We start from the raw sequence: 25,938 nt of genomic DNA on the forward strand, positions 1-25,938 counted from the left end.
CTGGTCACCTTTGCTTAGCGGGCATTCCGCTTCATGAACACAGGATGACTCATGGTACTGATTCTATAGTAAAGCACACAGGCGTATTTAGATTTTCGTGGGTTGTCAGTCACCTAGGGTATTTTCACGTGGATAACCTACAGTGATGTTGTCAGACCAATGCGAAGTCGCCTCGATTAGTCGCGATGTGCGGGATCCTAAGCTGTCAAGCCGCCAAATATGAAAGCAGAACACTCGCAAAAAGCAGACCTGACGCATTAAGGCGACTAGAGATGAAGATCACCGAAGGATTCCGGTTGATAGATCACCTTCTCGATCCGGATCCGGCGGGTGCGTTCTCTGACCACCCAATCGATGGCGTCGCCTTCCTGATAGCCTAGGATCGCTGTGCCGACATCGGAGAGGACTGAGAGTTTCCCCGAACATTCTTCGGCATCTTGCGGGTAGACCAAAGCCACGTCCTTTTGTTCATCGTCCAACTGTAACACGACTCTGGAGTTCATTGTTACGACGCCGCCCGCGACATCCAAAGGGTCAACGACGATCGCGCGCTCGATCTCGTGTTGAAGTTCGACCTTTGCCGTTCCCTGTTCAAAATCGATCAGGCTCAGCAGGCGGACTTTGTCCATCTCAGTCACGTAAATATTAACAGAATCTGCCATCGCACCTTCGCGCAGAAGATCAAGATACCGGCCAGAGGTCATGGACAAGGAATGAAGCGTCGGCGTCTCGCGCTTGCGGTTAAAACCGCAGCGCTCAAACCCTTTCATCGAACGCGTATTGTCCGGGTGAATTTTGGCGATGACCCTCTCGGCACGCATATCAAGGAAGGCGAGCTTCAAACCTTCGCGAATGGTGCTTTTGCCAAGCCTGCGGCCCCAATTATCACGGTCGCCGATGACCAGAACTATTTCACACTCGACGCCCATCTTGATCAAACGGACAAAGCCGACAGGAATATCGCCTCGATCATAAACCATAAAAAAGCGACCGCCCTGATTGAACAGATGTGTCAGGATCGGCATCTGAACCCGATCGACGGTCTGTGCGATGAACCGTGACACATCGTCTGAATCGCTCAGATAGCGGGTCACGCGTTCATCTTTCAGCCAGTCCATCAGGATCTGTGCGTGCATCCGAGTGATCTCTGGACGCAATGAAACAAAAGGCTTGTTCATTTTCGGCACCTTAGTCGCAAGAATGAAAGCCTGTCACAGTTGCTGCCGTGCTAGTTCTTTCAAGTCAGTGTTAAAAATCGCAAACACTTCCTATCAATATCCAATCCTGAAAGCTAGCAGAGAAGCGCTTGTGCTTACGTGCCTCCTGCAAGCCCCAAACCCAACACGGTGGATGCGTGTATTCCGTCAGCGCAAAGAGGCCAAACTATAAGCAACGGCGCATGTTTTGCGCGGCCCGTTACGAATACCATGCGGCCAACATATGTCGATCTGTTACGCTCGGTGCATCCTCCGCACTAGCCGACAGTCTGCGCATGGTTAAGGTCCGGCGCTAACCTCCGACCAGTCGCGCCGGCTTTAACTAAAAACAAGGAATGCAAAAAGAGCTATGCATCTTAGTGCCATGCATCTTATCGACCAGTGATCGGAGGTTACGATTTTGGCTGTGAGCGCCAGTACGCCGCTCATATCGCAAGGCTGCAAACATGCTATTTAAAACTCGCACTGCCCAGAGTGCTCCAGAAAAAGTTATAAAATATAAGTGCATATCAGAATGCCGCGCTAATTCCGTCATCTGGTGGTTCAAAACGAGAGCCGCCTGTTACCGCCTCCAACAAACTGCAGCTTATTTTACTGATGATTTACTGTGACAGACCTTGCTTGCAAGGTCTGTCAATTTTACGCGCGCACCAAAGGGCGCGCTTAAACTCGGCGTCGCAACAGTCATAGGTTGAAGTAGGATCGCGCCAGCGGGTGAACTGACCTAGCAGGCCATTCAGAGCTGTAATTCTGGATTATTATAATTCATTAAGTTAGTTACGATAATGAATTTGATTTATAAAGTGATTTAAAGGCTAATGCGTTTAAACAACGAAAAGGATCACTCCGATGACAACAGCACTTGGTGTAAAAGCACCAGAAACCTCAAGCGCCCCGGTGTTGGAGACGGATTTTTCGAAACTCACAGAAACCGTAGAGTTCAAACATCTCTTAGAAACCATTTCCGAGCGCTGCGGCGAAATTGAACAAAAACGACATGTGCCCAAAGACATCGTAGTACTGATGAAAAAGGCACGAATTTTTCGCTCTGCCACACCAACACGCTTTGGCGGCGATGCCATTGCCCCACATCATTTTTTGAAAATGGTCGATAAGATCGGCACCGTCGATGGCTCTGCAGCTTGGGTTTCAGCGTTTGGTTCAGCCAACACATATACCGCCGCCCTGCCCGTCGAAGCGCAAGAAATCATGTATGCAAATGGACCAGATCAAGTGTTCGCTGGCGGATTGCACCCTGTGCAAAAGGCCACACGCGTAGACGGTGGCTGGTCTGTCTCAGGTCGTTGGAAGTTTGCATCGGGTTGCATGGGGGCTGACTGGATCGGCGTCGGTATCGAAGGCGTGCCACAAGGCAACGAGCCAAATGCGCCTGCCACTGTGATGATGGCTGTTGCACCCGCCAATGAAGTCGACATCATCGAGTGTTGGGACGTTTCAGGCATGCAAGGCACAGGCAGCCACGACACGACGGTCACGGATAAATTCTATTCTGACACATGGATTTGTGAACGTGGTGCCCCTGGGCTCTTTGACGATCCTCTCTACCGATACCCTGCGATGGCGTACCAAGCTCAAGTTCACGCAGCCTGCAACCTTGGTTTAGCACGCGCGGCAATCGAGCAGGCAAAATCAGTATCGGGTGCGGCAAAACTCATGGCCGGACATGCCCGTCTTTGCGATCGTGGATACTTTTTGACGGGGATAGCAGAAGCAGAAGCAGCCTTGCGCGGCGCGCGCGCGTTCTTTTATGAAGCTGCAGAAGAGGCGTGGGATTACCTGCTACAGGGAGATCCTGTCCCGCTTGAGCACACCAATTTGTTGCGGTTGAGTGCCTCGAACGCGGCCAAGATTGGCGCACAAATCGTTCAAAAATGCTACACGATTTCGGGTATGGGCGTGATCGCCAAAGGGAACCCGATGCAGCGCTATTTACGTGATGCAATGGTTGTGACCCAACATGCGGCAGTGACCGATATGACTATTGAGAATGCAGGGCGGGTGCTGGCGGGTCTAGATGCTCCTCGCGGGTATCCGTAAGCACACTTTAATCTCTTTCTACTTTCCTTATGGGTTGGACATCCTTCATGAGAAACTTCAACTCTAGCCACTTTGATCTGAACCTCATCAAGGTTTTTCTCGCGATCTGGGACATGCAAAGTCTTACAGATGCAGCAGAGCGCCTTGGTTTGACCCAGCCCGCGGTAAGCCATTCGCTGCGCAGATTACGCGATCAGTTTTCCGACCCTCTGTTCCAACGCGTTGGAAACCAAATGTTGCCAACAGCAACAGCGACCCGATTGCGCGGCCCGTTTGAAGCGGCACTGTCCTTGCTAGAGCAAACGGTGCAGGACACCCATCGTTTCGTGCCCGAAGCCACGTCACGCCGTTTTCGCATCGCGATGACAGACACAGGTGAGTTTTTCTCTATGCCGCGCATTCTGGCCGCTTTAGAAAAAGCAGCCCCTGATGCGAACATCACCTCCGTTCGCATTGATCCATCTGAGATTGCGAGCGCACTGCGCAGTGGTCATGTGGATTTGGCCATCGGCTATCTACCAGGACTAGACACAGCTCAGTGCCACGGAGACCTTTTGCTAAAAGACCATTTGGTTTGTTTGATGCGCGAAAATCATCCTGCATTGACGCAACACTGGTCAGAAGAAAGCTTTGCACGCTTATCCTTTGTAGATGTCAGCCGTGCGGCGACGGGATATCAAATGGCACAAGACAGCTTTAAACGGCGCGGCCTGCGCATAAATGCAAAAGCGCGCCTGGATCATTTTACTGTTGTGCCAGAAGTCGTGCGCCAAACAGATTTTGTCGCAATCTTCCCGAATTCCATCTTTATTCGCCTCGAGGGGCGCGGAGGTCTTTCTATCCGCGACCTTCCCTTCGAATTACCAACTTATGACATCAAACTTTGGGTACATTCCAGCTTTTCCGAAGACCCTGCATTGCTTTGGCTTCGAGACCTAATTCACACCGCTCTGATCACACCGGAGATCGTTTCAAATGACAATTAGTATCGACCTATTTCGCCAAACTATGTCACTTTTTCCAGGGGCTGTAACGCTTGTCACTGTGGGGCAAGGTGACAACCGGCGCGGGATCACAGCCACGGCGGTTTGCTCTGTTACCGACACGCCGCCAAGTCTTTTGGTTTGCGTCAACCGCACGACGGATACTTGCACAGAGATTACCCGTTTGAAAAGTTTTAGCGTGCAGCTTCTTGACCATACCTCCGACGATATCGCCCTCGCCTTTGCAGGCTCCGAAGGACTACGGGGGCCTCAAAAGTTTTCCGTTGGGACATGGGAAGAAACAGACCGTGGTTTGCCACAACTCACCACTGCCGTTGCCTCAGTGTGTTGTGAGGTGAATTTTTACAACGACGTCGGAAGTCACAGAGTGTTCATCGGTGAAATTAAAGACTCTACCCTCAACGTTGGCGATGCCTTGATTTATGCGCGCGCGCAGTTTGGACGCGCACAAACAGCACTTTAAAGACCGCATCACCGGCTTGATTGAAAAATAGTGTGTCCGAACCTTCGATCACGAAGGACAGGCGCGCAAGCCAACGCTTGCTCGCGCCGCGGTCTGCAGTAAAATACCGACAGGCACACCTGCCGTTTGAGCAGCAGTTACCAAACGCTCAATCAAAACGTCAAGTGTCTCGCCACAAGCATGCGCCGCAGAATCCACGCCAAGATCTCCGGGATCAATAAAGACCAAATCAATCACTGAAACAGCTAGAATTTCTTCGAAATTACCAACCGCCTGAAGGGTTTCGAGTTAAATTGCGACAAAGGTTTCGTTGCGCGCACCTTCAGTCGACCCAGCTATGTGGCGCATATAGGATGCCCCGCGTGCGCCATGCGGCGCAAACCGAGCGGCTTTCGCAACGGATTTTGCCTCTGCTACGGATAAAATATGCGGCACAAGACACCACGAGCATTGGCAAAGCCAACGTCACGAGAGGTATTGAGATTTTGATGTCAGCGTTGGTCAAGGTCGTGATCCAACTAGCGCCTGTGTATTGGCTGCCCTGGTCCATATTAATTATCTCTGACTTGCCCCATATAGGGCGATTGCCTCCTCCAACGCCTCCACACAGAAGATGGCATCGAACGTATTGGTTAGCCGCCAGGTCAAAACCTCGCGGGTCGTTCAGTTCATGATTGCGACCAGATACAGAAAGTCGCTTTTAATGGGGATGTCACTGCACCCACCGCCCGGCAGTACATGTTTACATGTGCGAGAGGAGAACCTGATTGTGTCGCGTGATTGCGAGCTTCCTCAGCAGGTATGGATAAATGTGATGCTGTGGGTGCTTTTTGCCCGTCTCATGGTTTGCAAGCAAATCATTGCCGGTCAGCGGGTATTTTGGCCCTATAAATGACCTGCAGTCCCATGAGTTTCATCAGGCGACGGGCACGGTGTGGTCTGGCTGAGAAGCCCGACTGAGGGAGGTAAGCCGCAACCTGGCGACTTCCGAAGAAAGGATATTTGGTGAATACCCGACCAACCTCATGCATCAGCGCAAGTGGCTCAGCATTCATCCCAACTGGTGGTAATAGATCGACGAACGGCTGATCTTGAGCAGCTTACACTGGCGCGTCAGGCTCAGTTTTGTATTATCTTTGCGCCCTCTCATCGATACTTCGTATCACTTGCCGAGTGACAGATCATCTCGCAGCGTTTTGATGGGCTCACCGCTTTAGTCCTTGTGACAAAAAATCGTTCCCCACCGCGAGCTGGCCGATCTTGGCATGAAGCTCTTTGGATCTCGCCGTCCTTATTCTTAGCCTTTTTGACTTTATCCGAGAACACCCCGGCCATGCCTTCAATCGCCTGCCGCTTCCACGTGCTCACCTGCGTTGGGGGGAGCTGCCGCGTGGCTGCGATCTCTTGCACGGTCTTGTCACCACGCAGCGCTTCAAGCGCCACAGCAGCTTTAAACTGGTCTGAAAAGTTCCGTCGTTTTGTCATTCTCGTATCCATTCGTTCGGGTTGGATACATGTGTGGATGCCCCGTTTTACGCAAGGAATTTTTAAACACTTCGGAAGGTATGATCGGGTGCAGTCATGTGTTCGGCCTCAGATTGCAGCCTTACATTTGCTGCGGGCCTTTATGGAGATACGCGGGTCAGGTCCAAATCATCTTAACGGGCTTTTTGCGCCGCGTATCCAACTGGTTTTCATGAGCCTCTCTCGTCGATCGTGTTTCCGTAATGTCTTCTGAACTCATCACATACCCGTCGTCATCCAAGTCTTGATGGTATTACGCCACCAGGATTGGAATTTCATAGACCTCTTTCTTAACGCACATCGCCCAGAGACACTGTGCCATTTTGTTCGCTAAGGCTAAGGCAACCACCATTTTGGGCTTGCTCTCCAGTAGACGCATAAGCCAAGAGTCTCGGCTCCCTTTTCGGCTGGCCCAGTTTACGATGGACATGGCCCCGATGATCAGAAGCCTGCGAATGTCGCGCTGTCCCATTTTGGAAATGCGCCCTAATCGGTCCTTGCCTCCACTCGAGTGTTGGCGCGGAACCAAGCCCAGCCATGCCGCAAAGTCCCGACCACGGCCAAGTTTTCCAGCGGTGGCGCAAATGCCTGAATGGCTGCGGCACTCATCGGACCGATCCCAGGCATGGTTTGCAGGAGTGTTGCCTGACCACCACGAGCGGTCTCACGCCTTAGTGCTATTTCCAACTCAGTAACCTTCTCTGTCAACGCTGCTATTTGCTCAAAATACACCCCACTGATCGACAGAACGGTCTTGGGAAGCCTTGTGCCATGATCAAGAAGCGCTTGTTGAAAAACCTTTACGTTTTAGCGACGACAATTCCATATTCGGCCAAATGCCCGCGCAAAGCATTAATTAACTGAGTTCTTTGGCGCACAAGAAGCTCTCGTGTGCGAAACAGTAGCCCGAGAGATTGCTGATCGGCACTCTTCACACTTCGACGAACCGCATGGTTGGCCGCAGTGCCGCTTCCACAATCGCTTCCGCGTCAGCAGCATCATTCTTTTGCCGCTTAACAAAAGGTTTGACGTAAATCGGTGGAATAAGGCGCACCTCATGGCCAGATCCGAGCGCACCCCGTCCCCAATAATGGGCCGTCGCACAAGCCTCCATTGCAATCAGGCAAGGTGGTTGTTCTGCAAGAAACTTCATAAACTGCGAGCGGGATAATTTCTTGCGAAAGGCGACGTTGCCATCTGTCAACGCGCCATGAACTTGAAAAACCCGCTTTGCAAGGTCTACCCCTATAATGCTAACTTCGGACATGGATGCTTTATCCTTTTTGTGGCTTTGAACAAAACCACTGTGGCACATTATGATGCCGACAGGAGGGGCATCCAACCCATCATCTTAGCAAGCTGTCCTAATTTGTCAGGCCACTTCAGCGGCGCAAAGGTGATCAAAATCGTGCGTGGGCACGAAAAAGCCGATGGCGCTTCTCGGGGCGTAAACTCCCCGAGAAGCCAATGGGTGGAAAATGGTGCAGGGGCCTACGTGGTTTTTTTCGGCCACAGCCCCCATATTTTCCATCATAAGCGCTGAAGTCTTGCCGACAGGGTATTGCACAGAAATGTCACGTATGAAGTCTATCCCAGCAAATCTTTTAACACAGCCAACGTTCGTTTCACGCCATCAACGGTGGTGATCGGACCAGGAGACATCCGCAATGTTTGGCCACGGCAGTCCATATAGATCTGCTGATCGCGCAGTTTTTGTACCACTTCGGCGGCAACAATATGTTCCGGCAATGACAGCATAAGACTACCACCACGCCGATCCGCTTCGCGCGGCGTTGCCAATGTCAGGCCAAGCGCTTCAAGCCCTTGAAGAAGCATCGCGCAAAGGGTTTGGTTGTGGGCAATGAACGCCTCAGTGTCTTGCTTCATACGCCACTCAAGCGCGGGAAGACTGGCGATTGCGGAAAGTGTTGACGGCGTTCCGTTATCAAACCGCCGCGCATCAGGCGCAAAGGAAAACGCGTCGAGCGCCCAGGAGAACGGGTTGTCTTGGGAAAACCAACCGCGCAAATCTGGCTCACACAATGGCAACAATTTATCATCCACATAAAGGACTCCCGCGCCAGGCGTGCCACAGAGCCATTTGAGGCTGGTCGAAATAACGAAATCCACCTGCGGCGCACTCACATCATACGGCAAAAGCCCCGCGCCTTGCGTGATATCAACGCCAATTAAACTGCCCATTTTGCGGCCATGTTCGACAAGGCGTGGTAGGTCGTTGCGGTGGGAAGTGGTCGAGCTGATCCACGTTAAAAGCGCCAACGCGACATTCTCGTCCCATTCGGCGATAAGGTCGTCTTCCTCGACCCAATGTGCCCCTTGCCGTAGCGGCACGGTATGCAGGGTAAATTCATAACGCTCTGCCAAACCTGTCAGCAGAAAATGGATTGACGGAAAACCATCTTCAGCGACAAGAACCTTTTTACCAACAAGCATTTCTGGCGGTAAAGATCCGATAAAAGTCATCATCGCGGATGTGACGTTTTCTGCTGTGGTCAATGTCCCTTTGGGGGCGCAGATCAGCTCTGCCCAAAGATCGATAAACTTTTGGCGTTTGCTTAGAATTTCATTCCACTGCCCATCATTGAACGCGGACCACACAGTTGAAAAGGATGCGAGCTCTTTTGCCAAATCCGCTTCTTTATCTGGGTAATGACCGATGGAATGATATAGTAGATAGGCGTCGCCACCGTTAAGTGCGGGCATGGTAATTCTCCGTAAAACTGAATGAAAGTGGGGCGCTGGCCCTTAATGATATCCGCGCTTGAAATGTTGCTCAAGCCAGCTGGTGAAGCGCACCATCGGCCAAAGGATCGCGATGTAAATCAACGCGGCCAGCAAGAGGGGCGTTGGGTTCGCGAACAGCGCTTGTGCATCAGTTGCCTGCTTTAAAAGATCACCCATAGTCACGAATGACGCCAGCGAAGTATCTTTCATAATGGCGACACAATAAGATGCGAGCGGCGGGATCATCATTCGCAAAGCTTGTGGTAAAATCACTTTACGCATCATGGTGAAAAACGAGAGTCCAAGCGCTTCAGACGCCTCGAACTGGCCTTTAGGAACTGCTTCGATTCCAGCGCGTACAACCTCAGCCGTATAAGCAGCAAGAACCAGCGACAGCGCTATTGTTGCGGCGATAAACGGGGGGAAAACGATGCCAGCAAACGGCAAGGCATAATAGACGAGGATCAAGACGACCAAGACGGGAATAGCGCGCATAATGTCGACAAAAAGAACCGCGAGAAGCCGAAAAGGTTTGGGGGCATATAGGCGCACCAAGCAAACGAGCACCCCTAAAATACCGCCACATACAGAGGCTGCACTGCCTAAAAGCAAGGTATTTACAAGACCCCTCATCAAAATGGGGAAAGAACGCCTCATGACGTCGAGGTTGAAGAAAATATCGAGGATTTCCATGTGCTGCACTGCTGCCTTTCAAGCTGTCTTTGGTCGTATTTAACTGGTGTGGAAACCTCATTACGCCCCCACACCAGTGGTTCAGTTTGCCAAAGTCGGGATAGGAAGTGGCGTTACAGTCAGGCTGTCAGCAGCAGGTACAACACCAAACCATTGTTCATATATGGTCGCCATTGTCCCATCTGTTTTCATCGCAGAAAGCGCGTCATTAAACGCGCCGAGGTTTTCGGAATCCTTGGGCATCATGATTGCAAATCTGTCGCCTGTCGGAACCTCAATCACAACCTTAAGATTGCTAAGTTGTGGTTGTGTGAAAGCGTAGCGAAGCCCCAAAATCTCGTTCACAGCGACATCTATCCGACCATTGCGCAAATCTGTAAGCAAGTTCGCGGTACTGTCGTAGCTTCCGTAAGATGCATAACCAAGCTCCTCTTCGCGTTCTTTAAGCCAGCTTTCTGCGAAAGTGGTTGCGATTGAACCAACTTTTTTTCCGTCCAAGTCATCAAGGCTTTCGATGCCTGAATCATCTTTGGCACCAAAGCCAAGTGCGCCTAAGAAGTAGGGTTGCGTAAAGGATTGCGATTCAAGGCGCTCATTAGTGATTGTAAGAGATGAAATTACAGCGTCCGCACGGCCCGAAGCCGTTGCCACGAAAAGTGCGCGAAAATCAAGACCACTGATCTCGATGTCGGCATCAAGACGGGATGCGATTTCGGTTACGATATCAACTTCGAAACCTTGAAATTCGCCAGCTTCGTTTTTGAACTCCCAAGGCGGATTTGCGGGGTAAGAGCCGATTTTGAATGTCTCTGCAGCACTTGCGCTGAAGCCTGAGAAAACAGTCATAAGGGCTGCGGTAAAGCAGATAAGATGTCGTGATTTAAATGTCATGGTTTTGTCCCTGTTGTTGGGTGAGTGGCGTTATTCTAGATTCTACGCTCGCCTTCATGATAGGCATGCTCGTATACTAATTCAAACATTTTATTTAAACTTAAAGCTTTTTATTTGATGTTTTTGGCACAATTGATATTATCAACTCAATAATCGTATACGGATACAAAAGTATTTATGTCAGGTCCATCAAAGAGACGCATCAAAGACGTCATTTATGACGAATATCTCGGACGCATTCAGCGGGGGGAGCTGACGCATAACGACCGCCTCGTTGACACAGCGGTCGCCGCTGAATTCAGTGTGTCGCGGATGCCCGTGCGCGATGCGTTTATGCGACTTACCCACGAGGGGTATCTTGCAAGTTCGACGCGTGGGTTTACGTTACCTGAACTGGGGCATCGCCAAATTCTTGAAATTTTCGAACTGCGCAGATTGCTTGAGCCTCGCGCCGCAGCCCTTGCGAGCTTTCGGTTGACAGACGACGACTTAAAGAACTTGGAACGTGCTGTCGCGCTGTCCGAAAGCACGATCGAATCTGGAGATATCTCGCAGCTATTCAATGCTTCTGAAATCATCCGCCGCACCTGGATTATGGCCGTTCCTAATATCGAATTACGTGACACTATCTTGCGGTATATGGCGCAAATCCAAGCCGTTCGCATGGTGACTTTCCACGATGCTGTTTCGCAACGAACCCTTGTTACCTTTCACCGTCAGATGTTCACAGCCTTCAGTCGCCGCAACGGTATCGATGTAGAGCTGCTCGTCTTGCGTTTTGTACTCGCTGGCGAAGAAAGCTATCTGCGCGCTCGCGGTATAAATGTAGATTCAGCCTCCTAAACTTCAGCAAAGGACCCGCACATGACCAAACCGACCACGATTACCGCACGTGACGATGCAGCCATCCGCATCACGGATTTAAATAAATGGTACGGCACGTTTCACGTCCTTCGCGGTATCAATTTAACTGTAAACCAAGGCGAGAGGATTGTGATTGCGGGGCCGTCCGGGTCAGGAAAGTCCACATTTATACGATGCATCAATCGGCTTGAAATCCATCAAAAGGGCCAGATCGTCGTAGATGGCGTCGAGCTGACGTCCGATGTGAAAAACATCAGCAAGATCCGATCTGAAGTCGGGATGTGCTTTCAAAACTTCAACCTTTTTCCGCATATGAGCATCCTCGAAAACTGTATTCTCGCGCCAATGTCCGTGCGCGGACTTTCACGTAAAGAGGCAGAAGAAGTCGCGATGCATTTCCTTGAAAAGGTGCGGATCGGCGATCAGGCGACTAAATATCCAGGCCAACTCTCGGGCGGACAACAACAGCGCGTGGCAATCGCTCGCTCGCTTTGCATGAAGCCCCGTGCGATGCTATTCGACGAACCGACCTCTGCGCTTGATCCAGAAACGATTAAAGAGGTGCTCGACACCATGATCACATTGGCAGAAGACGGCATGACGATGATTTGCGTAACTCACGAAATGGGGTTTGCGCGCCAAGTTGCTGACCGTGTTATCTTTATGGATAAAGGCCGAATTGTCGAAGAGAACACACCAGAAGATTTCTTTAACAACCCACAACACGAGCGCACAAAGCTATTCCTCAGCCAGATTTTCGGCCACTAGAGCCATCATACGAATTGGGAATGCAAGTTACGATTGGCGGAGAATAACTCAATGAAGCTCTCTGACCTGAGCCCCTAAAATTCCTCCAGATTTGTGTAGAGTCCGCCCAACAAAAGGACGGACAAATGAAAGCACGATTTACGGATGAACAGATCATAGCGATGATCAAGGAACAGGAAGCTGGTGAGAAGACCGCTGATGTATGTCGGCGGCACGGGATCAGTTCGGCGACGTTTTACAAATACAAATCGAAGTATGGCGGCATGGAACCGTCTGACGCGAAGCGGCTGAGAGCCTTGGAAGACGAGAACGGTAAGTTGAAGAAGCTATTGGCGGAGCAGATGTTGGACAATGCCATGCTGCGAGACATCAATTCAAAAAAATGGTGACGCCCGTTGGGAAGCGGAAAGCTGTGGTGCATTTGATGGAAGTCCATCAGGTCAGCCAGCGACGGGCGTGTGATGTGCTACAGATTGATCGATCAACGGTGCGGTATCTGTCGCGCCGTGGCGATGATGCGAAGCTGCGAGCTGCAATCAAACGCGTGTCTCGTGAACAGCGGCGGTTTGGTTGCCGCCGTGTCCATGTGATGATTGCGCGGGATGGCTTTGAGGTGAACCACAAGAAAGTGAGGCGCATCTACCGTGAAGAGAAGCTTCAGGTGCGCCGTAGAGGCGGCAGGAAGCGTGCTTTGGGCACAAGGAAGCCAATGGTGCTGCCGGATGGCCCTAACCAGCGATGGAGCCTGGATTTCGTGTCGGATGCACTGACAGACGGTCGCCGTTTTCGCATTCTGGCCGTCGTCGATGACTTCAGCCGTGAGGATTTGGTATTGGTCGCGGATACATCATTGTCAGGTCAACGCGTTTCCAGAGAACTGGACCACATAATCTCTGAGCGTGGCATGCCAAAGACGATTGTGTCCGGCAATGGCACCGAGTTCACCAGCATGGCGATCCTTAAATGGGTTCAGGATACAGGCATTGACTGGCACTATATCGCGCCAGGAAAGCCCCAGCAGAACCGCTTTATCGAAAGCTTCAACGGCAAATTACGGGACGAATGCCTCAATGAAACGCTGTTTGGCACTGGTCTTGTCCCGGTTTAGTTCCGGTCTCTTTCGAGCAATGTTTGCTATGAAGGAGACAAGAAATGGCAACGAGATACACAGACGAGTTTCGACGTGATGCGGTACGCATCGCCACGACCAGCGGCTTAACACGCCCTCAGGTTTCATCTGATTTGGGTGTTGGGCTTTCGACCCTGAACAAATGGGTTCAGAAACACCAGCATGATGATTTGATGTCGGGTCCTCATGAAGATGTGGAGCGGGAGAACGAACGCCTTCGCAAGGAAGTCCGCGTGCTGCGAGAGGAGAGGGAAGTGTTAAAAAAAGCGGCGATCTTCTTTGCAGGCCAAAGTCGGTGAGGTTTGCCTTCATTGACGCCTGGAGAGAAGAATGGCCGGTTGAGTTTCTGTGCTGGGTTATGCAGGTCACATCACGTGGGTATCGTGCGTGGCGGGTCCGCCCAATGTGTCAGCGACAGCGTGATGATATGGTGATCTTAGCTCATATTCGTGCCCAACACCGTCTCAGCCTGCAAAGCTACGGCCGCCCCCGGATGACTGAAGAGTTACAGGAACTGGGGCTGGCGGTAGGCCACCGGCGTGTGGGGCGCTTGATGCGAGACAACAGCATAAAGATTGTCAGAACTCGTAAATTCAAGGCTACAACCGACAGCAATCACACCTTTAACATCGCCCCCAATCTGTTGGATCAGGATTTTTCTGCTGATGCCCCAAACCAGAAATGGGCAGGCGACATTTCATATATCTGGACCAGTGAAGGCTGGCTGTATCTGGCGGTCATTCTCGACCTATACTCCCGACGCGTCATCGGTTGGGCGGTCAGCAATCGTATGAAGAGGGACCTGGCAATCCGGGCATTGGATATGGCTGTCGCGCTGCGACAGCCGCCTAAGGGCTGCATTCATCATACGGATCGCGGGTCGCAATATTGTTCAGGCGACTATCAGAAGCGCCTGAACAAACGTGGCTTCGAAGTATCGATGAGCGGAAAAGGCAATTGTTACGACAATTCCATGGTTGAAACGTTCTTCAAATCCCTCAAGGCTGAGCTGATCTGGCGCAACCGTTGGGAAACCAGACGTCAAGCCGAAGGGGCGATATTTCAGTATATCAATGGGTTCTACAATCCACGACGCCGGCACTCGTCGTTAGGAGGTAAAAGCCCCTTGGCCTTCGAACGAAAGGCTGCCTAAATGAACTGAGAGACCGGAACGTAAACGCGACAAGACCAGTATGTTCGCCGCCTAATGCGCTCCCGCTTCAAAAGCTGGAAGAAGCTTTCTGCGACCGCGTTGTCATGACAATTCCCACGTGTGCTCATGCTGGCAACCAGATTGTGTTTGCTAAGGAACGACTGCCACTCTTTGCCAGTGAACTGTGAACCTTGGTCTGAATGGATCATGACTTTTTGCTTTGGTTTGCGCCGCCAAACAGCAGCCAACAAGGCTTGCAAGGCCAGGTCAGTTGTCATGCGAGATTGCATCGACCAACCAACGACACGTCGTGAAAACAGATCGATGACCACAGCGAGATATGACCAGCCTTCACGGGTTCTGATATAGGTAATGTCGGTCACCCAAGCCGCGTCAGGTGCCGCAACCTCAAACTGTCTGTCCAGCGTGTTGTCAGCGACAACAGCAGGTTTGCCGCCATAGTGACCAGGCCGACGCTTGTATCCGATCTGTGCTGTGATGCCCGCAAGGCTAGCCAATCGTGCCACACGGTTCTCGGAGCAGGTCTCGCCAGCATCACGTAGATTATCGGCCAGCTTCCGATAGCCATAGACCTTCCCGCTATCTGTCCATGCTTGGTGGATCAGCTCTGTCTGCCGCGCATCTTCAAGCGCGCGTACGCTTAACGGTTCTTTAAGCCATGCATAGAACCCGCTGAAATGCACAGCCAGCACACGACACATCGACCGCACCGAAAAATCCGCACGATGAGCCTCAATAAACGCGTACCTCACTGAGACTCTCGCGCGAAGTACGCGCGCGGCATTGTCCTCGGACCAATGGCGGACAATTTGCGCCCTTTTTTAAGATTGTGCGTTCCTCGGTGACGCGGGCCAGCTCTCGCTTCAACCGTCTGATCTCAGCAGCCTGCTCCGCAACCTCCGATCTGACACGTGGCGACTTCGCAAATTGCGCCTTCCAAGTGTACAGCGACTTGGTGCTTATCCCTAGCCGCTCGGCGACTTCGCTGACCGCATATCCACGCTCAACAACCTGCGCCACAGCGTCCTGTTTGAACTCGTCTGTAAACCGTATTCCTTTGGTCATATCCGTCTCTCCTTGGTTCCAAAATTACCAAGCAAAGCGTCTACAAATCTAGGGGCACCTCAGACCTGCAGAGAAAGACGATGGACAAAATGGCCGCCTGAGGTCACAGATTTAACCCCAAGGACTCCGCGCAAAGCTGGAGAGAACTTGGGGCTCAGGTCAATGGGAACGACTTATACGCAATTGAGTATCACGGAACTACGCAGAATAGGTCTCTGGAGACCTGCCGCTTGACGCACGTAGGTCCATCACTTTTGATAGTGGCTCGGATGGAAGACACCTGCGGAAATGTTTAAAGAAAAGATGCTGGCGAAAATGCGATGAGGCATCAACCCTTAGATCAACAAGAGCGCGGTTCATGTATCGCGCTCACACAGGTCTAGAAATTAGGGGCACCTCAAACATGCGGAATTACGCGAGTGGAAAAATAAGAACAGCTCTGAAGTCGTTAACATTCGTCAGCGTTGGTCCAGACACAATTTGAGATTCTAAGGCGCCGAAAAAGGAATGCGCATCGTTATTGGTGAGTGCCTCAATCGGGTCTAACCCGGATCTTTTCGCCAAATCCATTAAGTCTGGCCCTGCGTAAGCACCGGCAACTTCGGCGGCTCCATCGACGCCATCTGTGTCGCAAGCGAGGATGTGGATATTAGGTTGCCCGTTTAACGCAATCGCAGCCGATAGAACGAATTCCGCGTTCGGACCGCCAATTCCATCACCACGTCGCGTTACAGTACATTCCCCACCTGACAGCAGTATAATTGGCCTGTCGGACGTCGTCAGTGTCGATTGAAGCGACAGGGCTTGTTGGGCCTGTTGTGCTCCAAGATCGCGGGCTTCGCCCTCAATTGCATCGCCAAGGTTTCGGACATCGAAACCGGCGGCCTCTGCCACGACGGTCGCGGCAGCAATCGAATGAGACGGTGCCGCGATGATTTTCGTTTCGGCGCGTCTAAGGCGCGGGTCGCTTGGAGAAACAACAGAGGATCCGTCAGCAATCGCAACTCGAACGTGAGGGGGCACTGAGATCCCTCGCCTTTCAATGATGTCTAGAGCATCTTGTGGTGTGCTCGCGTCACCGACGGTTGGACCAGATGCAATTTGCGAAGGATCGTCCCCCGGCACATCCGATATCAATAAAGTAAGCAACTTCGCCGGATAGCATGCTGCCGCAAGCTGCCCGCCCTTCACGCGGCTGAGGTGCTTGCGAACGATATTCATTTCGCCAATTGGAGCACCGGACGCCAACAGCGACTGGTTGATTGTTATCTTATCGCCGAGGGTCAGCCCCTCGGTTGGGGCGCAAAGTAGGGCAGATCCGCCACCAGAAATCAGGGCAATAACAAAATCATTTTCCCCTAAATCTGAAACAAGATCGAGTATTTGTTTAGTTGCGGCCTCCCCAGCCGCATCTGGGACCGGGTGTGCAGCTTGGACAATCTTGATGCCTTGTGTCGGGCGCTCATACCCGTAACGGGTGACAACCAACCCTTCGCACGGACCATAATGGGCTTCGACCGCTTCGGCCATGCGCGCACTGGCTTTTCCCGCGCCAATGACGACAAGCCGGCCTGACGGTTGTGCAGGCAAATGCTTCGCGACGACCCGCATTGGGTCAGCGACAGCCACCGCTTCTTTAAAAAGGTCAGTGAGTAACTCGCGTGGGCTCGGTATAAAATTGATCATATTTGTTCCCGGTTTTTCCAGAAAATATAGAATTCGTTCGCCCGCAACCCAAAGAGTAGATATTTGGAGTGCGACGGATTTTTTCCGAACGGGTTCTTGAGCCACCGATTTTGAGATTGCAGGTTATTCGACGAAGATGAAACAGCTGATCTACGTTGTGCGTCCATTTCGATCACATCAGCAGGATGTAGGCGGCCCGTCAGGTGAAGGGCGAGTTTAGATATACTCAACAATATAGGAAAGCCGCGGAAAAGCGGATGGAGCACCCATTTTAGAGCAGGTCTCGTTACCGCCTTTCCAACGATGCTTAGCAAACTTGACGGCTCCGTTCTACCAGAGTGTTAAGTACGTGGTCCGGATCTTTGGTCCACCAATCCAAAGCAGAAAAAATTTCCACCTCGTTCAACCCGTCAAAACCTTCGGCTTCCACGGCAGCGCGAAGCCTTGCTATATCGATGACACCATCGCCCATCATGCCACGGTCCGTCAGCAAGTCCCGTGTCGGCACAAGCCAATCGCACATATGGAAAGCCATCAACCGGTCTTTGCCTGCGCGTTTGATTTGCGTATAAATGTCGGGGTCCCACCAGACATGATAAACATCAACGGCCGCGCCGATCCCGTCACCCAGTTGGTCGCAAATATCCAACGTCTGGCCCAGCGTATTCACGCAAGCCCGATCCGCAGCATACATTGGATGCAACGGTTCGATTGCAATTTTCATCCCGGACTGCCGAGCGTAATCCAGCGTTTTGGAAAGACCTTCGGTTACCATCTCCCTTGCGCCAGCAATGTCTTTGGAGCCTTCCGGCAATCCGCCGACAACCATCACAAGGCATGCCGCATCAATGGCGAGGGCTTCATCCACAGCACGGCGATTGTCATCCAGAACCGCATCAGTCAACGCGCCTTCGGCGGTGTACCAGCCACCCCGACATAACCCGCTAACACTAAGCCCTGCGTCGCGGATCATTTTGGCGGCGTCATCGACCCCCGTATCGTGCAAATTATTGCGCCAAGGCGCAATGCCGCCGATGCCGTGGCGTACACAGCCGTCAACACATTCACGCAAATTCCACTGTTCACGCACAGTTGCAGTGTTCAGGGATATCCGTTCTGGGGTTACCGGTTTCATCAGCACACTCCTCGTGCCGCAAAGACAGCGCTTGCGCGGGCTGCTGCCTGATCCGGATCAGTGAACAGGCGGGCGTCGTTTGCAAGGCGGACAATCTGCGCGAGGTGTTGCGTTGATCGTGTGCTTTCTTGTCCTTCGATCATAGTGAAATGATCCTGATGTCCGTTTAGATAGGCAAGGAACACCACTCCGGTTTTGTAGAACCGTGTCGGCGGACAAAAGATGTGACGCGACAGCGGAACCGTCGGATCGAATGTCGCGTTATAAGCGTCAAGATCGCCAGCGGCCAAAGATCCAAGTGCCTGCGCCGCGGCCCCCGCGATTGGGTCAAAGATGCCCAACAACGCGTGAGAATATCCATGATCGTCGCCTTGGATCAGTTCGGGATAGTTGAAATCATCACCCGTATACATCACCACGCCATCCGGTAGACGGCGCCGCATCGAGATTTCTTTTTCTGCGGAGAGAAGTGATATCTTGATACCGTCGATCTTGGCAGCGTTCGCGACCAGAATGTCTAAACAGGTGTCCATAGCGACCAAATGGTCCTTTGACCCCCAGTAGCCAGCCAATGCAGGGTCAAACATTTCACCCAGCCAATGCAGTATCGCGGGTTGCTGCAATCCACTGAGAACGCGCTCGTAAACGCGGGCGAAATCCTCGGGACCTTTTGCAACGACGCACAGGGCACGCGAAGCCATCAGGATGACGCGGCTGCCCGTTGCTTCAACCGCCTCGCATTGCATTTCATAGGCCGCGATGACATCGTCGATTGTTGTGTCAGGTGTGGCCACAAGATGATCGGTGCCAGCCCCGCTCGCAATCAGATGGCCACCGGATTTTGCCAATGCCGTGGACCGTTGGATCAGTTCGAGCGATTGCGACCAATCCAAGCCCATGCCACGTTGCGCAGTGTCCATGGCCTCGGCAACGCCGAACCCCAGTCCCCACAAGTGTTCGCGAAACGCCAGCGTGGTGTCCCAATCAATTGCCATATCAACCCATGGATCACAGACCGCGAGCGGGTCCGCAACAATGTGCGCTGCGGCATAGGCGGTTCGATTCCATGATCCGACAGATTGGGCTGCTGGCCCTGCAACAAGTGAATAAGAGCCAATCGAGCGATCCTCGTTTGGCAGTAGTAAATTCGCCATGCTCAAACCTCCAGATCAGGAATGTCGATCCAACGGCGTTCGGCGGAAGACTGATAACCAAGTTCGGCCAGCTGCACGCCTTTTGCGCCCTCCATCAGCGAATAGTGCCATTCACCGTCTTCTACGACATGGCGCAGGAATTGTTCCCACTGCACCTTGAAGCCGTTATCCATGACGGCATTGTCCGGCACTTCTTCCCAGTTTTTATAGAAATCGATAGTTTGCGGTTGATCAGGATTCCAGACGGGTTTGGGTGTGTTGACGCGCTGCTGGCTGTAGCAGCTGTGCAGGCCTGCAACTGCAGATCCCAATGTACCATCGATCTGAAACGTCACGAGATCGTCGCGGCGGACCCGTGTGCACCAGCTTGAATTGATGTGGGCAATGATGCCGCCCTCAAGTTCGAACGTCGCATAGGCCGCATCGTCCGCGGTGGCTTTGTATTCATCGCCGTTTTCGTCCCAGCGGGTCGGGATATGCGTTGCGGTCTTGCAGCTAACCGCGCGCACGGGAGCAACAACGTTGTCCAAAACATAGCGCCAATGGCACAGCATATCCGACACCATGCCGCCGCCGTCTTCTTTGCGGTAGTTCCAGCTTGGCCGTTGTGCAGGCATCCAGTCGCCTTCAAACACCCAGTAGCCAAATTCTCCCTTCACGGACAGAATTTCACCAAAGAACCCGCTGTCGCGCAGACGTTTCAGTTTCAACAGGCCCGGTAAATCCAGTTTATCATGCACAATCCCGTTTTTGACGCCCTTGGCTTTCGCGTATTTCGCAATATCAACGGCCTCTTCAAGGCTCTCCGAGATCGGCTTTTCACAGTACACATGTTTGCCTGCGTCAATCGCCTTGCGCAAAAGTCCGGGGCGCATTTGCGTGGATGAGGCATCGAAGAACAGGATGTCATCTGGATTGGCCAGAGCCGCGTCCAAATCGGTCGTCCAACGCTCAACATTATGGAGTTTCGCGAGCGCTTCGATCTTGCTCTCGTTGCGGCCGACAATGATGATATCGGGCATCAGAAATGCCCCATTCGCCAGCTCAAGCCCGCCTTGATCGCGGATAGCTAAAACCGACCGGATCAGGTGCTGATTCATACCCATACGACCCGTGACACCATGCATGATGATACCAATACGTTGCTGTTTCATTTCTGTTCCCTCTCGATTCACAAGCGATTATTTGCCCCATAAGCAGGCAAATCCACGACTTACTAACTAGTAGGTAATATGTTGAGTGTGGTCAAACAAATTTTATTCGTTCGTCCTTGGCGCAGTGAAATAGAGACCCTTAACAAGTTGTTGTGGCCAATGCAGCGTCCCGCCATGTGCCATTAATCAAGAGCTACGTATTTGGATGGTGAGTTATAAGATTCCCTTGCTCGATGAAATCAGTTGTATGCTTATTATGGGTTGATGCTCAGGTAGCGCACCATCATTTCAGATGCCTCCTCTGCGCGACGGTCCAACCAATCGGCGTCGATCTTGCAGCCAAAGGCACCCAATAAAGTGTGCGAGTTGGAAACCGGAAAATAGCAAAGCGAGGCGATGAAGATGTAGATTTCGGCGGCGTCCAGGCCAGGCCGGAACTGCCCGGTCTTCTCGCCTTTATCCAGTACGGACTTCAGCTCTCGGACTAAGGGCGACTGGATATCGCTGGCGCCTTCCATTTTTTTGATCGTCGTGCCGCCACGCAGGTTTTCTGTGTTCAGCATCGAAATGAACCACGGGTTGCGTCGAAAGTGGTTCATGGTGAAAACCACCAGTGTCCGGATCGCGTCTTTGGGGTCAAGACCTTCCATGTCGAGCTCTTCTTCGCCACGTCGGATTTGTACATATGCTTCGCGCAATGCTGCTGAGTACACGGCTTCTTTGTCGCCAAAATACTCATACATCAAAGGCTTACTTATGCCCGCGCGGCTTGCTATTTCATTCACGCGCGCACCGTCATAGCCTTTTGAGGCAAACTCGATAAGTGCCGACTGCAGGATTGAGGATTTCGACGCACTCGCGTCATTCACCCTCGGTCCCGTTCGGATTTTAGGTGAGGTCAGCGATGTTTTGTTCTCTGTCATGTGTGGACCTAAATAGTTATTAGCGGCGCCTGAAATCGATAAAGTATAGCGACAAGCGGCACTATACAGGTTCCTTGACGAAAGCAAGCAAGCGTAAAGTTTGGAGTTGCCGGAACCGTCGACATGATCTCCCCTTCGTTACTTACAAAACCGGTGTTGTGATCTCGTGTGCCCGAATGCCCATCAATTAGTAATCCAACATGCGAGGCAACTACATTACGATCCCCGAGAGCAACAGACATAAGGCTGGGCTTAAGGATTTTGATTAAGAGATTTTTCTTCTCAAATCATCAAATGAGAAGCTATTGACGAGCACCATTCAACCACCTAACCTACCAGTAGGTAACTCTGGGAGGAATAAATGCCTAATTTCAAAAAGACCGGCCTAATTGCTGGATTCGTTGCATTGAGCACCCCTGCCTTCGCGCAGGACTATAGCTGGCAACCGGATCGTCCGATCAACATTATTGTGCCGTGGGCCGCTGGTGGATCAACGGATCAAGTAACACGCGTTGTTGCACCTATTCTTTCGGAAGCGCTCGGCGTCGAAGTTGTTGTGGTCAACCAGCCCGGCGCATCTGGATCAATCGGGACACAGGCCGCCTTGGACGCACCGCGCGACGGCTATACATGGACCGCGAACGCGATTGCGAATAACGCAACCTACGCCATTACAGGTTTGCTGGAAAACACATCAATTGAAGATTACCACATTTATCTAAGTGTCGCTAACGTCCCTGTCGTCAGTGTGAACGCCGATTCCCCCTACATGACATTTGATGACCTGATCAAAGGTATGCAGACTGGCGACGTAACTGTCGGGACGGCTGGCATTAACAGCTCTGGCGGTATGGCTCTGGCTGCGATCAAAGAAGGCGTCGGCGACGAGTTGTCCGGCGCACGCATGATCACCTATGATGGCGGCAACCCCGCTGTTATCGCTGCTGCAAGCGGCGAAGTCGTGGCGACAACCCAGCTCGCCGTTGAGCAAGCTGAAATGATCCGCGCAAATCGCATTCGCGCGCTGACTGTGTTGTCGGATCGTGAACTCGTCATTGGTGATACGCCACCGATCCCTGCGATCACAGATTTCTACCCTGACTTCCACGTCGCTCCTGATTATTTCGGCGTGTTCATTCCGGTTGGCGCACCACAAGAAGTCTATGACACCGTCGATCAAATCTGGATGGAACATGTGATGGAAAGCGACGTTGTACGTGATTATGCCTCAGCAAACGGTGCAGTATTTGCCCCGTCCTATGGTGAGAGCGCACTCGAAGCATCCATGCCGGTTGTGATCGGCGAAGCCTGCGCACGGGCTTCTCGCAACGAAGCGGTTATTGATCCTTCCGAATTCGGCATCACTTGCCCATAATCTGAATGACGACCTGAATGGCGGGGGCAAATGTCCCTGCCATTTCACATAGAGCTCGCCAAACTTATAAAGCTCGACAAACTCAAGGAGACTAGTGTGACAATGTCCGCAGCTGACCGCGCCACTGCGGTTATTTTTTTCGCCCTCGGGATCGCCATGTTGATTGGCGGCTTCACGATGGAGCGTCTAGAATTCCGTCAAATTCACCCACTATCCATTCCCGGACTTGTACCGATGCTTTTGGGCGGCGCTTTGGCGTTTTGTGCCGTAATTTTATTGGTCCAATCCAGACAAGATAGTGAGACCGAAAATTTGGCGAGCGGATCCTTCGCACGACTTGGGCAGACCGTCGCATTGACGCTTGGATATGCCTTGATCCTCGTTGGGTGGTTGCCGTTTTATTGGGCCACAGCAATCTTCGTCGCCGCGTTCACATTGGTCTTTTCATGGGATGGCGCGATGGACCAACGCACCCGCGTTCTTACAGTTATAAAATCCATTGTTTATGGCGGCGTTGCTGGCTTTGCGATCGTCATGCTCTTTGAAAAAGCATTCTTGGTGAGATTGCCATGACCCAACTTGCAAATCTGGGAACCGCCCTTTGGGAATTGCTGACACCTGTGATGTTGTTCCATGTGGCATGGTCAATGTTGCTTGGCATCATCGTGGGCGCCCTGCCCGGTCTGACTGCGACGATGGGTGTCGCTTTGATGGTCACTCTGACCTATTCAATGGACACAACATCGGCCATTCTGGTGTTGATCTGTATGTATGTCGGCGCAATCTACGGCGGATCGCGCAGTGCGATTTTGCTCAACATTCCTGGCACACCTGCCAGCGCCGCAACTTCGCTGGACGGTTATCCACTGGCACGGGCCGGACTGGCTGGGCAGGCCATGGGCCTTGCAACGGCGGGTTCCATGATTGGTTCGCTGGTTGCAATTATTATCATGGTGCTTGTGTCACCCGCTCTCGCGGAACTTGCGCTGAAATTCGGCAGCTACGAGATGTTCTGGCTTGCCTTGTTCGGGGTTATAATATCCGGCCAATTGACCGTCGATACGGCCCCGATTAAAGGCTATATCGCCGGAATTTTGGGGCTGATGATAGCGATGGTCGGGTCCGAGGGACTGCACGCCTACGTTCGCTTTTCTCCTATTCAACCGATGAACGGCGGGATCGGCCTGATCCCTGCAATGGTCGGTGTATTCGGGATGGCCGAGATCATGACTGCAATGTGGAACCGCCAAGGTGTGCTTGCTGCGGTGCGCGATAAATCAGACAAGGTCATTCCGTCATTCCGCGAAGTCTGGCAGCATCGCAGAACCGTTTTGCGATCTGGCGTGATCGGCACGCTTGTCGGGGTCATTCCTGGTGTCGGCGAAGATATTGGCGCATGGGCCAGCTATGCCGCCGCCAAACGATTCAGCAAGGAGCCTGAAAAGTACGGGCACGGCAGCACTGAAGGGCTTATCGCCGCCGAAACAGGCAATAGCGCGGTTGTTCCGGGTTCCCTGATCCCTGCCCTCACGCTTGCCGTACCGGGATCCGCTTCAGCAGCAGTTCTTATTGCTGCGCTGTTCATCCACGGCATCCGTCCGGGTCCGATGATTATGATCGAACAGCCGCAGTTCATCTCGACCATGGGCGCGATCCTGATCCTGTCGGTTATTGCGATGGGGATTTATGGCCTGACAATGACCAAATTATTCGTGCAAGTGCTGCGCGTGCCCTATGCCTATCTGATGCCGCTGGTGTTTACGCTATGCGTTGTTGGCACCTACGCGCTGTCGCAACGGATGTTTGACGTTTATGTCATGATCGCCTTTGGCCTCGTCGGGTTCTTGCTGCGGCAAATGAAATATCCGATGGCGCCACTCGTTCTAGGCATTATCCTTGGGACCATGATGGACACCAATCTGCGCCGCGCCCTGACATTAGGTAACGGCGATCTATGGCCATTCTTTACCCGCCCGATTTCGGCGGTTTTCGTGGCAATCATCGTCATAGCAATTCTGCTCAACTTCGCCGCTGTGCGCAATTTACTGAGCCGCGCAAAGGCCAGGGTTTTCGGACGCCAAAATGCTTGACCTGACACTGTGCAACGAGCTTTTGGCCGATGAGGGTCTCAGCCTGAAAGAGCAATGCGACGTCGCACATGCGCTGGGATATATGGGGTTGGAACTTGCCCCCGCCACGCTTGGCCTTGCACCCCACCTGTTGGACGCCGCTACGCGGGCCGAAATTCGCACAACGGTTGAAAATGCGGGGTTGCGCGTGACGGGGCTACACTGGCTTTTGTCTGGCTATCCAAACCTGTCCATCACGGACCCTCATACACAGGCTGATACCCAAAAAATCCTGCTGGGACTGGTGCAACTATGCGCCGATCTGGGTGGTACTTTAATGGTGCATGGCTCACCTAAACAGCGGCTGCGGCCTGCTGACCTGTCTGACGATCAAGTTACCCAACTCCTTGCCGACTTCTTCTTGCCCATCGCGCAGGAGGCCGAAAAGCATGGGATCACCTATTGCATAGAACCGCTATCCAGTGAGGAAACCGACGTTATCACCACCGTGGCACAGGGTGTCACCCTTGTGGATGCTATCAAAAGCCCTGCATTCAAAACCATGATCGATATTTCCGCAGCAGGCCAAATGGAACCACCCGTCGCCGACCTGATCCGCAACTGGGTACCAAGCGGGAAAATCGGACATGTCCACGCCAACGATTCAAATCGTGGGGCACCCGGAATGGGCGATGACCCCTTTGCTGCCATTGTCGCAGCCCTGCAAGATGTCGCATGGTCCGCACCTGTCGGCGTCGAACCCTTCCGAACCCTTATTGATGCCCGTATCACTGCCGCCATAGGTGCAGCAACATTGCGGGCCTGTGAAACGGCAACACGATGATAC

Annotated in this window: 21 protein-coding genes and 3 pseudogenes; 11 read left to right on the top strand and 13 right to left on the bottom strand. The window is 52.4% G+C overall.

What is annotated here, in order from left to right; genetic code table 11:
* Nucleotides 1-266: 266 nt before the first annotated feature.
* The gene (locus tag ACXLHR_RS17455) at nt 267-1,178 is read right to left on the bottom strand and encodes a bifunctional GNAT family N-acetyltransferase/nucleoside diphosphate kinase regulator (RefSeq protein ID WP_458792754.1); all 912 of its coding nucleotides are present in this window, start codon (nt 1,176-1,178) and stop codon (nt 267-269) included.
* 888 nt (nt 1,179-2,066) lie between these two features.
* Here ACXLHR_RS17455 and ACXLHR_RS17460 point away from each other — a divergent pair.
* The 3 genes from ACXLHR_RS17460 to ACXLHR_RS17470 are packed head-to-tail and all read left to right on the top strand — an operon-like array spanning nt 2,067 to nt 4,742.
* A complete protein-coding gene (locus ACXLHR_RS17460) occupies nt 2,067-3,275 on the top strand; it encodes an acyl-CoA dehydrogenase family protein (protein ID WP_458792755.1) in 1,209 nt (402 codons plus the stop codon).
* 47 nt (nt 3,276-3,322) lie between these two features.
* Nucleotides 3,323-4,261, top strand: a complete 939-nt coding sequence (locus tag ACXLHR_RS17465) for a LysR family transcriptional regulator (protein ID WP_458792756.1) — start codon at nt 3,323-3,325, stop codon at nt 4,259-4,261.
* Between the two features lie 22 nt (nt 4,262-4,283).
* Nucleotides 4,284-4,742, top strand: coding sequence for a flavin reductase family protein (locus tag ACXLHR_RS17470; RefSeq protein WP_458792757.1), 459 nt, complete (start codon nt 4,284-4,286; stop codon nt 4,740-4,742).
* Between the two features lie 857 nt (nt 4,743-5,599).
* Here the strand turns inward: ACXLHR_RS17470 and ACXLHR_RS17475 are convergent.
* From ACXLHR_RS17475 to ACXLHR_RS17500, 6 genes and pseudogenes are all read right to left on the bottom strand, one after another.
* Nucleotides 5,600-5,797 (bottom strand): IS3 family transposase, encoded by a 198-nt coding sequence (locus ACXLHR_RS17475; RefSeq protein WP_458792758.1) that lies wholly within the window; start codon nt 5,795-5,797, stop codon nt 5,600-5,602.
* 91 nt (nt 5,798-5,888) lie between these two features.
* A complete protein-coding gene (locus ACXLHR_RS17480; RefSeq protein ID WP_458792759.1) occupies nt 5,889-6,227 on the bottom strand; it encodes a transposase in 339 nt (112 codons plus the stop codon).
* A 292-nt stretch (nt 6,228-6,519) separates the two neighbouring features.
* A pseudogene (locus ACXLHR_RS17485) lies at nt 6,520-7,533 on the bottom strand (IS110 family RNA-guided transposase).
* Between the two features lie 320 nt (nt 7,534-7,853).
* A complete protein-coding gene (locus ACXLHR_RS17490) occupies nt 7,854-8,990 on the bottom strand; it encodes an aminotransferase class V-fold PLP-dependent enzyme (protein ID WP_458792760.1) in 1,137 nt (378 codons plus the stop codon).
* A 42-nt stretch (nt 8,991-9,032) separates the two neighbouring features.
* Entirely contained in the window at nt 9,033-9,704 is a 672-nt protein-coding gene (locus tag ACXLHR_RS17495; RefSeq protein WP_458792761.1) for an amino acid ABC transporter permease, read from the bottom strand.
* 81 nt (nt 9,705-9,785) lie between these two features.
* Nucleotides 9,786-10,595 (bottom strand): ABC transporter substrate-binding protein, encoded by an 810-nt coding sequence (locus ACXLHR_RS17500; protein WP_458792762.1) that lies wholly within the window; start codon nt 10,593-10,595, stop codon nt 9,786-9,788.
* 177 nt (nt 10,596-10,772) lie between these two features.
* On the opposite strand from ACXLHR_RS17500, the gene ACXLHR_RS17505 reads away from it, so the two are divergent.
* From ACXLHR_RS17505 to ACXLHR_RS17520, 4 genes and pseudogenes are all read left to right on the top strand, one after another.
* Nucleotides 10,773-11,438, top strand: coding sequence for a GntR family transcriptional regulator (locus tag ACXLHR_RS17505; protein WP_458792763.1), 666 nt, complete (start codon nt 10,773-10,775; stop codon nt 11,436-11,438).
* A gap of 21 nt (nt 11,439-11,459) precedes the next feature.
* Nucleotides 11,460-12,227 (top strand): amino acid ABC transporter ATP-binding protein, encoded by a 768-nt coding sequence (locus ACXLHR_RS17510; protein WP_458792764.1) that lies wholly within the window; start codon nt 11,460-11,462, stop codon nt 12,225-12,227.
* A 125-nt stretch (nt 12,228-12,352) separates the two neighbouring features.
* Nucleotides 12,353-13,311: pseudogene (locus tag ACXLHR_RS17515) on the top strand (IS3 family transposase); the annotation flags it as partial.
* Nucleotides 13,312-13,379: 68 nt separating this feature from the next.
* Nucleotides 13,380-14,509, top strand: a protein-coding gene (locus tag ACXLHR_RS17520) for an IS3 family transposase (RefSeq protein ID WP_458792049.1) whose coding sequence is annotated in 2 segments (ribosomal slippage) — nt 13,380-13,626 and nt 13,626-14,509 — 1,131 coding nt in all. Because the reading frame shifts where the segments join, the coding sequence is not laid out codon by codon here.
* A 38-nt stretch (nt 14,510-14,547) separates the two neighbouring features.
* Here ACXLHR_RS17520 and ACXLHR_RS17525 read toward each other — a convergent pair.
* From ACXLHR_RS17525 to ACXLHR_RS17550, 6 genes and pseudogenes are all read right to left on the bottom strand, one after another.
* Nucleotides 14,548-15,595: pseudogene (locus ACXLHR_RS17525) on the bottom strand (IS3 family transposase); the annotation flags it as partial.
* 411 nt (nt 15,596-16,006) lie between these two features.
* Entirely contained in the window at nt 16,007-17,281 is a 1,275-nt protein-coding gene (locus tag ACXLHR_RS17530) for a glycerate kinase type-2 family protein (RefSeq protein WP_458792765.1), read from the bottom strand.
* A 307-nt stretch (nt 17,282-17,588) separates the two neighbouring features.
* Nucleotides 17,589-18,416 carry a sugar phosphate isomerase/epimerase family protein gene (locus ACXLHR_RS17535; RefSeq protein ID WP_458792766.1) on the bottom strand — a complete coding sequence of 276 codons (828 nt, stop codon included), beginning with the start codon at nt 18,414-18,416 and terminating at the stop codon, nt 17,589-17,591.
* Nucleotides 18,416-19,570 (bottom strand): dihydrodipicolinate synthase family protein, encoded by a 1,155-nt coding sequence (locus tag ACXLHR_RS17540; protein WP_458792767.1) that lies wholly within the window; start codon nt 19,568-19,570, stop codon nt 18,416-18,418. The genes ACXLHR_RS17535 and ACXLHR_RS17540 overlap by 1 nt, the downstream gene beginning before the upstream one ends.
* 2 nt (nt 19,571-19,572) lie before the next feature.
* Nucleotides 19,573-20,724 carry a Gfo/Idh/MocA family protein gene (locus tag ACXLHR_RS17545; RefSeq protein WP_458792768.1) on the bottom strand — a complete coding sequence of 384 codons (1,152 nt, stop codon included), beginning with the start codon at nt 20,722-20,724 and terminating at the stop codon, nt 19,573-19,575.
* 254 nt (nt 20,725-20,978) lie between these two features.
* Complete coding sequence (locus tag ACXLHR_RS17550; RefSeq protein WP_458792769.1) at nt 20,979-21,647, bottom strand: TetR/AcrR family transcriptional regulator; 669 nt, start codon at nt 21,645-21,647, stop codon at nt 20,979-20,981.
* Nucleotides 21,648-22,008: 361 nt separating this feature from the next.
* Between ACXLHR_RS17550 and ACXLHR_RS17555 the strand changes: the two genes are divergently transcribed.
* From ACXLHR_RS17555 to ACXLHR_RS17570, 4 genes are all read left to right on the top strand, one after another.
* On the top strand, nt 22,009-23,022 hold the full coding sequence (locus tag ACXLHR_RS17555) for a Bug family tripartite tricarboxylate transporter substrate binding protein (RefSeq protein WP_458792770.1): 1,014 nt from the start codon (nt 22,009-22,011) through the stop codon (nt 23,020-23,022).
* Between the two features lie 102 nt (nt 23,023-23,124).
* Nucleotides 23,125-23,595, top strand: coding sequence for a tripartite tricarboxylate transporter TctB family protein (locus ACXLHR_RS17560; protein WP_458792913.1), 471 nt, complete (start codon nt 23,125-23,127; stop codon nt 23,593-23,595).
* Nucleotides 23,592-25,112, top strand: a complete 1,521-nt coding sequence (locus ACXLHR_RS17565) for a tripartite tricarboxylate transporter permease (protein ID WP_458792771.1) — start codon at nt 23,592-23,594, stop codon at nt 25,110-25,112. Before ACXLHR_RS17560 ends, ACXLHR_RS17565 begins: the two co-directional genes overlap by 4 nt.
* The gene (locus ACXLHR_RS17570) at nt 25,105-25,935 is read left to right on the top strand and encodes a sugar phosphate isomerase/epimerase family protein (protein WP_458792772.1); all 831 of its coding nucleotides are present in this window, start codon (nt 25,105-25,107) and stop codon (nt 25,933-25,935) included. Before ACXLHR_RS17565 ends, ACXLHR_RS17570 begins: the two co-directional genes overlap by 8 nt.
* Nucleotides 25,936-25,938: the final 3 nt, after the last annotated feature.

The sequence above is a fragment of the Yoonia sp. MH D7 genome, from assembly GCF_054439475.1.

What these genes read in the sequence shown, in the direction of transcription:
- ACXLHR_RS17465 (WP_458792756.1), top strand. Translation starts at nt 3,323, where the DNA reads ATGAGAAACTTCAACTCTAGCCACTTTGATCTGAACCTCATCAAGGTT.
- ACXLHR_RS17570 (WP_458792772.1), top strand. Translation starts at nt 25,105, where the DNA reads ATGCTTGACCTGACACTGTGCAACGAGCTTTTGGCCGATGAGGGTCTC.
- ACXLHR_RS17470 (WP_458792757.1), top strand. Translation starts at nt 4,284, where the DNA reads ATGTCACTTTTTCCAGGGGCTGTAACGCTTGTCACTGTGGGGCAAGGT.
- ACXLHR_RS17490 (WP_458792760.1), bottom strand. Translation starts at nt 8,990, where the DNA reads ATGCCCGCACTTAACGGTGGCGACGCCTATCTACTATATCATTCCATC.
- ACXLHR_RS17530 (WP_458792765.1), bottom strand. Translation starts at nt 17,281, where the DNA reads ATGATCAATTTTATACCGAGCCCACGCGAGTTACTCACTGACCTTTTT.
- ACXLHR_RS17560 (WP_458792913.1), top strand. Translation starts at nt 23,125, where the DNA reads ATGTCCGCAGCTGACCGCGCCACTGCGGTTATTTTTTTCGCCCTCGGG.
- ACXLHR_RS17565 (WP_458792771.1), top strand. Translation starts at nt 23,592, where the DNA reads ATGACCCAACTTGCAAATCTGGGAACCGCCCTTTGGGAATTGCTGACA.
- ACXLHR_RS17460 (WP_458792755.1), top strand. Translation starts at nt 2,067, where the DNA reads ATGACAACAGCACTTGGTGTAAAAGCACCAGAAACCTCAAGCGCCCCG.
- ACXLHR_RS17500 (WP_458792762.1), bottom strand. Translation starts at nt 10,595, where the DNA reads ATGACATTTAAATCACGACATCTTATCTGCTTTACCGCAGCCCTTATG.
- ACXLHR_RS17535 (WP_458792766.1), bottom strand. Translation starts at nt 18,416, where the DNA reads ATGAAACCGGTAACCCCAGAACGGATATCCCTGAACACTGCAACTGTG.
- ACXLHR_RS17495 (WP_458792761.1), bottom strand. Translation starts at nt 9,704, where the DNA reads ATGGAAATCCTCGATATTTTCTTCAACCTCGACGTCATGAGGCGTTCT.
- ACXLHR_RS17545 (WP_458792768.1), bottom strand. Translation starts at nt 20,724, where the DNA reads ATGAAACAGCAACGTATTGGTATCATCATGCATGGTGTCACGGGTCGT.
- ACXLHR_RS17480 (WP_458792759.1), bottom strand. Translation starts at nt 6,227, where the DNA reads ATGACAAAACGACGGAACTTTTCAGACCAGTTTAAAGCTGCTGTGGCG.
- ACXLHR_RS17475 (WP_458792758.1), bottom strand. Translation starts at nt 5,797, where the DNA reads ATGAATGCTGAGCCACTTGCGCTGATGCATGAGGTTGGTCGGGTATTC.
- ACXLHR_RS17510 (WP_458792764.1), top strand. Translation starts at nt 11,460, where the DNA reads ATGACCAAACCGACCACGATTACCGCACGTGACGATGCAGCCATCCGC.
- ACXLHR_RS17550 (WP_458792769.1), bottom strand. Translation starts at nt 21,647, where the DNA reads ATGACAGAGAACAAAACATCGCTGACCTCACCTAAAATCCGAACGGGA.
- ACXLHR_RS17505 (WP_458792763.1), top strand. Translation starts at nt 10,773, where the DNA reads ATGTCAGGTCCATCAAAGAGACGCATCAAAGACGTCATTTATGACGAA.
- ACXLHR_RS17455 (WP_458792754.1), bottom strand. Translation starts at nt 1,178, where the DNA reads ATGAACAAGCCTTTTGTTTCATTGCGTCCAGAGATCACTCGGATGCAC.
- ACXLHR_RS17555 (WP_458792770.1), top strand. Translation starts at nt 22,009, where the DNA reads ATGCCTAATTTCAAAAAGACCGGCCTAATTGCTGGATTCGTTGCATTG.
- ACXLHR_RS17540 (WP_458792767.1), bottom strand. Translation starts at nt 19,570, where the DNA reads ATGGCGAATTTACTACTGCCAAACGAGGATCGCTCGATTGGCTCTTAT.